This window comes from Nocardioides jensenii JCM 1364 = NBRC 14755 (genome assembly GCF_001552535.1).
GTDB classification, from domain to species: domain Bacteria; phylum Actinomycetota; class Actinomycetes; order Propionibacteriales; family Nocardioidaceae; genus Nocardioides; species Nocardioides jensenii.
Genome location: NZ_BCRJ01000069.1, coordinates 42,166 through 49,788, shown reverse-complemented (window position 1 = coordinate 49,788; position 7,623 = coordinate 42,166). Strand labels below are relative to the sequence as shown.

The 7,623-nt window shown below is 68.8% G+C and carries 6 protein-coding genes; all 6 read left to right on the top strand.

Features of this window, described 5'->3' with window-relative positions:
* Window positions 1-168 precede the first annotated feature (168 nt).
* The 6 genes from NJ4_RS15220 to NJ4_RS15195 all read left to right on the top strand — a co-directional run bounded on the left by NJ4_RS15220 (window position 169) and on the right by NJ4_RS15195 (window position 7,596).
* Window positions 169-1,116, top strand: coding sequence for a DUF808 domain-containing protein (locus NJ4_RS15220; RefSeq protein WP_067436927.1), 948 nt, complete (start codon window positions 169-171; stop codon window positions 1,114-1,116).
* Window positions 1,117-1,261: 145 nt separating this feature from the next.
* Window positions 1,262-2,701, top strand: a complete 1,440-nt coding sequence (ahcY, locus tag NJ4_RS15215; protein WP_067436924.1) for an adenosylhomocysteinase — start codon at window positions 1,262-1,264, stop codon at window positions 2,699-2,701.
* 15 nt (window positions 2,702-2,716) lie between these two features.
* Entirely contained in the window at window positions 2,717-3,418 is a 702-nt protein-coding gene (gene mtrA, locus NJ4_RS15210) for an MtrAB system response regulator MtrA (RefSeq protein WP_067436921.1), read from the top strand.
* Between the two features lie 78 nt (window positions 3,419-3,496).
* Window positions 3,497-5,098, top strand: a complete 1,602-nt coding sequence (mtrB, locus tag NJ4_RS15205) for an MtrAB system histidine kinase MtrB (RefSeq protein WP_067436917.1) — start codon at window positions 3,497-3,499, stop codon at window positions 5,096-5,098.
* The gene (locus NJ4_RS15200; RefSeq protein WP_067436914.1) at window positions 5,095-6,828 is read left to right on the top strand and encodes an LpqB family beta-propeller domain-containing protein; all 1,734 of its coding nucleotides are present in this window, start codon (window positions 5,095-5,097) and stop codon (window positions 6,826-6,828) included. Before mtrB ends, NJ4_RS15200 begins: the two co-directional genes overlap by 4 nt.
* Window positions 6,829-6,885: 57 nt before the next feature.
* Window positions 6,886-7,596: a ComF family protein gene (locus NJ4_RS15195; protein ID WP_067436911.1), complete on the top strand. Its 711-nt coding sequence runs from the start codon at window positions 6,886-6,888 to the stop codon at window positions 7,594-7,596.
* Window positions 7,597-7,623: the final 27 nt, after the last annotated feature.

The window sequence follows — 7,623 nt, the reverse complement described above, 5'->3', positions numbered from 1 at the left end:
ACGTTCGGCCCCCTTGAGGGGCCGAACGTCAGGGACTATCCATGGGTGAGGGGCCGAACGTCAGGGACTATCGAAGAGTTGGCGAGCGGGGACGGCCCCCTAGACTGAGCGCGTGATGACACACCCGTGCGCCAATGCCCCAGCCGACGACGCCGTGGTGACCCGCCGATGAGCGCCGGCCTCTTCGCGCTCCTCGATGACGTCGCGGCGCTGGCCAAGGTGGCCGCGGCCTCGATCGACGACGTGGGTGCCGCCGCCGGCCGCGCCAGCGCGAAGGCCGCAGGAGTGGTGGTCGACGACACCGCAGTCACGCCGCAGTACGTCTCCGGTGTGGCCGCCAAGCGTGAGCTGCCGATCATCAAGAAGATCGCGATCGGGTCGATCAAGAACAAGCTCCTGATCATCCTGCCGCTGGCACTGCTGCTGAGTCAGTTCCTCCCGTGGCTGCTCACCCCGATCCTGATGTGCGGTGGCACGTTCCTCTGCTACGAGGGGGCCGAGAAGATCTGGGAGAAGCTCAGTGGGCACGAGATCACGACCGATGACGTCAAGGCCGAGATCAGCCCCGACGAGGAGAAGACCATGGTCGCCGGTGCCATCCGCACCGACCTGATCCTCTCCGCCGAGATCATGGTCATCTCGCTCAACGAGGTCGCCGACCAGTCGTTCCTGGCCCGGGCGGCGATCCTCGTCGTGGTGGCACTCGGCATCACCGCACTGGTCTACGGTGTGGTCGGGATCATCGTGAAGATGGACGACATCGGTGTCGCGATGACCAGGTTCCGTTCGGGACTCGCCCAGAAGGTGGGCCACGCGATGGTCAAGGGGATGCCTGCACTGCTGGGCGTCATCTCCGTGGTCGGCACCGCGGCCATGCTGTGGGTCGGTGGGCACATCCTCCTGGTCGGGGTCGACGACCTCGGCTGGCACCCGCCCTACGAGTTCGTGCACCACCTGGAGCACGAGGTCCACGAGGCGGTCTCCGGCATCGGCGCAGCGCTCGGCTGGCTGGTCAACACCATCGCCTCGGCCGTCATCGGCCTGATCGTGGGAGCCGTGGTCGTGGTGATCATGCATTTCCTGCCGTTCGGGCACGCGGCCGAGAACTCGCACTGACCCGCAACCGGACGGACGCGCAGGCCGGGCGAGAATTCCGTGGGCGACGGCACACGCTTGTAGGCTGGACGAGAGTCCGCGCGGGAGATCCCGAATAGATGCAGATGCACCGCGGAACCCAGTCGAAAACGTTGAGGACTATTCGATGGACTACAAGGTTGCTGACCTGAGCCTGGCCGAGTTCGGCCGCAAGGAGCTCACCCTGGCCGAGCACGAGATGCCCGGCCTCGTCTCGCTGCGTACGACGTACGGCGACGCCCAGCCGTTGAAGGGCGCCCGCATCGCCGGCTCCCTTCACATGACCATCCAGACCGGTGTGCTGATCGAGACCCTCGTCGCCCTCGGTGCCGACGTCCGTTGGGCCACCTGCAACATCTTCTCCACCCAGGACCACGCCGCTGCCGCGGTGGTCGTCGGCAACGGAACCGTCGAGGACCCGCAGGGCACCCCGGTCTTCGCCTGGAAGGGCGAGAGCCTCGGCGAGTACTGGGACGAGGCCGAGAAGGTCTTCGACTTCAAGGACGAGGCCGGCAACCCGGTCGGTCCGAACATGCTTCTCGACGACGGTGGCGACATCACCATGCTCGTCCACCTCGGCGTCGAGTTCGAGAAGGCCGGCCAGGTTCCCGGCCAGGACTCCACCGACAACGAGGAGTTCAAGGAGGTGCTGCGCGTCCTGGCCCGTTCGCTCGAGACCAGCACGACGCGCTGGACCGACATCGCCAACGACATCCAGGGTGTCTCCGAGGAGACCACCACCGGTGTTCTGCGCCTCTACGACCGCTTCAAGGAGGGCTCGCTCCTCTTCCCGGCGATCAACGTCAACGACTCGGTCACCAAGTCGAAGTTCGACAACAAGTACGGCTGCCGCCACTCCCTGATCGACGGCATCAACCGCGGCACCGACGTCATGATCGGCGGCAAGGTCGCGGTCGTCTGCGGGTACGGCGACGTCGGCAAGGGCTCGGCCGAGTCCCTCCGCGGCCAGGGTGCGCGCGTCATCATCACCGAGATCGACCCGATCTGCGCGCTGCAGGCGGCGATGGACGGCTTCGAGGTCAAGCGCCTCGAGTCGGTCGTCGAGACAGCTGACATCTTCATCACCACGACCGGCAACTTCAACATCATCCGCGTCGAGCACTTCGAGAAGATGAAGCACCAGGCCATCGTCGGCAACATCGGCCACTTCGACAACGAGATCAACATGGCCGGCCTGGCCAAGATCGACGGCATCGTCAAGGACGAGATCAAGCCGCAGGTCCACCAGTGGATCTTCCCCGACGGCAAGAAGGTCATCGTGCTCTCCGAGGGCCGCTTGCTCAACCTCGGCAACGCGACCGGTCACCCGTCCTTCGTGATGTCCAACTCCTTCACCAACCAGGTGCTGGCGCAGATCGAGCTCTTCACCAAGACCGAGGACTACCCGGTCGGCGTCTACGTGCTGCCCAAGCACCTCGATGAAGAGGTCGCCCGGCTGCACCTCGATGCCCTCGGCGTCGAGCTCACCGAGCTCACCCAGGAGCAGGCCGACTACCTCGGTGTTCCCGTCGAGGGCCCCTACAAGTCGGAGCAGTACCGCTACTGAGCGGGTACGACTCACATGAGCGCAGCCAGCGACTACGGCACCAAGGGACGCGTCCTCGTCGTCGACGACGACGCGTCCCTTGCCGAGATGCTCACCATCGTCCTCCGACAGGAGGGGTTCGAGGCGCGGGTCTGCTCGCGCGGTGACCGGGCGCTGGCGGACTTCCGCGAGTTCCGTCCCGATGTGCTTCTGCTCGACCTGATGCTGCCCGGCAAGGACGGCATCGACGTGTGCAAGGAGATCCGCGCCGAGTCCGGCGTACCCATCGTCATGCTCACCGCCAAGGGCGACACCGTCGACGTGGTCGTCGGCCTCGAGTCCGGGGCCGACGACTACGTCGTCAAGCCGTTCAAGCCCAAGGAGCTGGTCGCCCGGATCCGGGCCCGGGTCCGCCGTACCGAGCAGGCGGTGCAGGAGAGCCTCACCATCGGTGACCTCTCCATCGACGTCGCCGGTCACTCGGTCACCCGCGACGGCACCCCGATCAACCTGACCCCGCTGGAGTTCGACCTGCTCGTGGCGTTGGCTCGCAAGCCCTGGCAGGTCTTCACCCGCGAGGTGCTGCTCGAGCAGGTGTGGGGCTACCGTCACGCCGCGGACACCCGGCTCGTCAACGTGCACGTCCAACGGCTCCGTTCCAAGGTCGAGCACGACCCGGAGAACCCCGAGATCGTCGTGACGGTGCGCGGTGTGGGATACAAGGCCGGAACCCAGTAGGCCCGGGCCATGAGAGACACGCCCCGGGCCCTGCTCCTCGAACGGCGGTCGCCTGCCCCTCCGAGAGACCAGGCCTAGATGCCCTCCCGGACCCCGACCGAGGCGATCCGGCGCGGACTCACGTTCTGGCGGCGTTCCATCCAGGCCCGCGTCGTCGCGAGCACGGTGCTGCTCTCAGCGCTGGTGGTCGGGGTCGTGGGGTGGTTCCTGTTGCAGCAGACCCGCGACGGACTGGTCGATGCCCGCGTCGATCGAGTGGTCGCCGAGGCCGCGAACGAGACCGCGGACGCCCGCGCCCGGCTGGCCACCGTTCCCGGCACCGACGACGAGGCCAGCCTGCAGCTGCAGCAGCTCGTCGACCCCATCATCGCCCGAGGCCGCTCGCGCGGGTTCCTGGTCGTGCTCAACGGGCCGATCGGCGACCAGCCGACCGACCTCTCGGGGAGCGGTCCGCGCTATTCCGAGGGCCTGGATCTCGACAGTGTGCCGGCGGATCTCGTCAAGCACCTCGATGACGGAGGCTCGACGGCCTGGGCCTTCTCCCGGATCCGCTACCTGCCCGGCAGCGGAAAGTCCGACACTGCCGGCATCGTGGTCGGCTCCACCATCCAGCTGCCGGCAGACGCCGAGTTCTACACGATCTACTACCTCTACCCGATGCAGCAGGAACGAGAGACACTCGACCTCGTCACCCGGGCACTGGTCACCGCAGGAGCCCTGCTACTGGTGCTGGTCGCCGGCCTCACGTGGCTGGTCACCCGCCAGGTGGTGACCCCGATCCGGATGGCGCGACGGGTGGCCGAGCGACTGGCTGCCGGGGAGCTCGAGGAGCGGATGCGGGTGCGAGGCGACGACGACATCGCGCGACTCGCCACCTCCTTCAACCAGATGGCCTCCAGCCTGCAGCGTCAGATCCGGCAGCTCGAGGAGCTCTCGCGGGTCCAGCGCAGGTTCACCTCCGATGTCTCCCACGAGCTCCGGACGCCGCTCACCACGGTGCGCATGGCCGGAGACGTGCTCCACGACGCGCGCGAGGAGTTCGACCCGGTCACCGCCCGGGCCGCGGAGCTCCTCCAGACCGAGCTGGACCGGTTCGAGGGCCTGCTCACCGACCTCCTGGAGATCAGCCGGTTCGATGCCGGGGCCGCCGCGCTCGACCTCGACGACGTGAACCTGATCGACGTCGCCCACCGGGTGGTCGACATGACCCGGGCAGTCGCCGAACAACGCAACACCACGGTGACGGTGCGGGCCCTCTCCGAACCCTGTCTGGCCGAGGCGGACACCCGCCGGGTCGAGCGCATCGTGCGCAACCTGGTCAGCAACGCGATCGATCATGCCGAGAGCCGCGGCATCGAGATCCTGGTCAACGGCGACGACCACGCGGCCGCCATCGCCGTACGCGACCACGGCGTGGGGCTCGCTCCCGGCGAGGCATCGCTGGTCTTCAACCGGTTCTGGCGGGCCGACCCGGCCCGGGCCCGCACGAGCGGCGGCACCGGTCTGGGCCTGTCCATCTCCCTGGAGGACACGCACCTCCACGGGGGCTGGTTGCAGGCCTGGGGCCAGCCCGGGCGAGGTGCACAGTTCCGGCTGACGCTGCCACGCCGTGCCGGGGCCGCCCTCCGGCAGAGCCCACTGCCGCTGGTGCCCGAGGACGCTGAGGAGCTGACGCCATGACGCACCCACGCCTCCTGATGATCCTGGCCCTGTGCCTGACCATGTGCTCGGCGTGCGTCGGGCTGCCGGACAGTGGCGACGTCCAGGTCGGTGACGACCGGCCCACCTCGAGCCAGGACTCGGGCTTCCCCTATGACCCGCGTCCCCCACAGGCGGGGGAGGAGGCCACCGAGATCGTCGGGCACTTCCTCGACGCGATGATGGCCAACCCCACGACCACCTCGGTGGCCAAGCAGTTCCTCTCCGAGGAGGCGCGCGAGAGCTGGCACCCCGATCGGCAGCTGATCACCTATGACGGGATCCTCACCCCGACCGGCAACGAGGAGGTGTCGGTGACGGTGCTCAACGCACACCACCTCGACGGTCGAGGGGTGTGGCAGGGAACGCTGCCCGCCGACCAGCGCACCTTGAAGTTCGCGATGACCGTCGAGAACGGCGAGTGGCGCATCGAGGACCCGCCCGACGCGATGATCGTGTCCGACGAGTTCTTCGCGGCCCGCTACCGTCAGGCCTCGCTCTACTTCCTCGACCCCACGGCACGCGTCGTGGTTCCCGAGCCGGTCTTCGTGCCCCGTGGTGGGCAGCTCTCGGCAGTCCTGATGCGCTCGCTGCTGCTCGGCCCGGGCAGAAGGCTCCAGGGCGTGACCCGGTCCTACATCCCCGACGACCTGAGCCTCGACCTGACTGCCCCGGTCTCCGCGGACGGTGTCGCGGAGGTGTCCCTGCGTGGGGAGACCGCGCCCCTCGACGCCGAGAGCGCCGAGCTGATGAGCGTGCAGATCGCCTGGACCCTGCGTCAGGACCCGTCCGTACGTCGAATCCGCCTCACCATCAACGAGACACCGGTCACCGTGTCGGGGACGTCCTCGGACTTCGACGTCGACATGGGCGAGGAGTACAACCCCGTCGGCGACGGGTCCTGGCAGGGCCTCTTCGCGTTGCGCGACGGGCGGATGGTCTCCTCGGTCGGTGCCAGCGCGACCCGGGTGAGCGGCCCCTTCGGCGCGCATGACTACGACCTCGCCACCTTCGCGGTCGACCTGGACGCGAGTCGGGTAGCCGGGGTGACCGGGGACCGCTCGTCGGTCGTCCTGGCCTCGGTCGACAAGGACGAGCAGCCGGTGGCACTCGACTCCGGACGGACCGACCTGCTCAAGCCCGCCTGGGACGTGGCCGGACGGCTGTGGATGCTGGACCGTACGCCGCAGGGTGCGGTCATCCGGTACTGGTGGAAGGGACGGGTGCGTGAGGTGACGGTGCCCGGTGTCTCCGGCAAGGCAGTGAGCCGCTTCCTGGTCTCGCGTGACGGCACCCGGTTGGTGGCCGTAGTGCGCGGTGCCCGTCGTGACGTCGTCGTCCAGAGTCGCCTGGCTCTCATCGGATCCCGTCTACGCGGGACCAGGGCCGAGGTGATCCATGTCGACGACGGCGAGAAGGTGCGCATCGCCGACATCGCCTGGTTCTCGCCGACCGCGGTGGCCCTGGTCCGGCCGATCACCGACGAGCTCTCCCAAGTGACCACCTTCTCGGTCGACGGATCCCGTTTCGTGCAACCCCTCGAGGTGCCGATCGAGCTGGTCCGCGACGACATCGTCGCGCTGGTCAGCTCCCCGGCCGAGAACCTGGTCACCTGGGCGGTGGCCGCGTCGGGTGAGCCGCACGACCTCAGCGCCGAGTCCGATCCGACGCCGCCCGGCGAGGGGCTCAAGGAGCTCACCTACGTCGGTTGATCCACAGCCTGCGAATCACTCCTTGTCCGGGCGCCCTGGGCAGGCTGGGATGGTGCGGTGCTCTCCTCCCTCGTCGACCTGGTCACCGGGGCCGCCTGCCCCGGATGCGGTCGGGCCGGAGTGCTGGTGTGCCCGACCTGCCTGGCCACGCTGCAGGGATTCGCACGGGAGGCGATGCCGACTCCGCCGCCGCCCGGCCTGATCCGCCCCTGGGCCGCCGGGGAGTACGACGGCCTTCTCCGCACGCTGATCCTGGGGCACAAGGAGCACCACCAGTTCGGCCTCCGACGACCGTTGGGCGATCTGCTGGCAGCGACTGTCGAGCGGGTGGCAGCCAGCGGAGGCGTTCACGCGCGCACGCCGCTCCTGTTGGTGCCGGTGCCCTCCCAGCCGGCGTCGGTGCGGGCCCGTGGCCATGACCCGACGTACCTGCTGACCCGGGTGGCGGCAGCGGGACTGCGCCGGCGCGGCACCCCGGCGTACTGCGTCCGGCTGCTCCGGGTCGGCCGGGTGCTCGACCAGGGCGACCTGGACTTCGCCGGTCGACAGGCCAACCTGGCCGGGTCGATGTCGGTGCCCTCGGAGCGGCTGCAACGGCTGGCGAGCCGGCACCGGCAGGGCTGGGCCGTGGTCTGCGACGACGTGCTCACCACAGGGGCGACGGCCCGGGAGGCCCAACGGGCGCTCGGCGCCAGCGGCATCGGCGTGCTCGGCGTGGCCACGGTGGCGGCGACGCGCAAGAGACTGCCCGGGTTGGGTACTGGATGAGCCGGAGACGCCGGCATGTGGGCGGCG

What these genes read in the sequence shown, in the direction of transcription:
- mtrA (WP_067436921.1), top strand. Translation starts at nt 2,717, where the DNA reads ATGAGCGCAGCCAGCGACTACGGCACCAAGGGACGCGTCCTCGTCGTC.
- NJ4_RS15220 (WP_067436927.1), top strand. Translation starts at nt 169, where the DNA reads ATGAGCGCCGGCCTCTTCGCGCTCCTCGATGACGTCGCGGCGCTGGCC.
- NJ4_RS15200 (WP_067436914.1), top strand. Translation starts at nt 5,095, where the DNA reads ATGACGCACCCACGCCTCCTGATGATCCTGGCCCTGTGCCTGACCATG.
- ahcY (WP_067436924.1), top strand. Translation starts at nt 1,262, where the DNA reads ATGGACTACAAGGTTGCTGACCTGAGCCTGGCCGAGTTCGGCCGCAAG.
- mtrB (WP_067436917.1), top strand. Translation starts at nt 3,497, where the DNA reads ATGCCCTCCCGGACCCCGACCGAGGCGATCCGGCGCGGACTCACGTTC.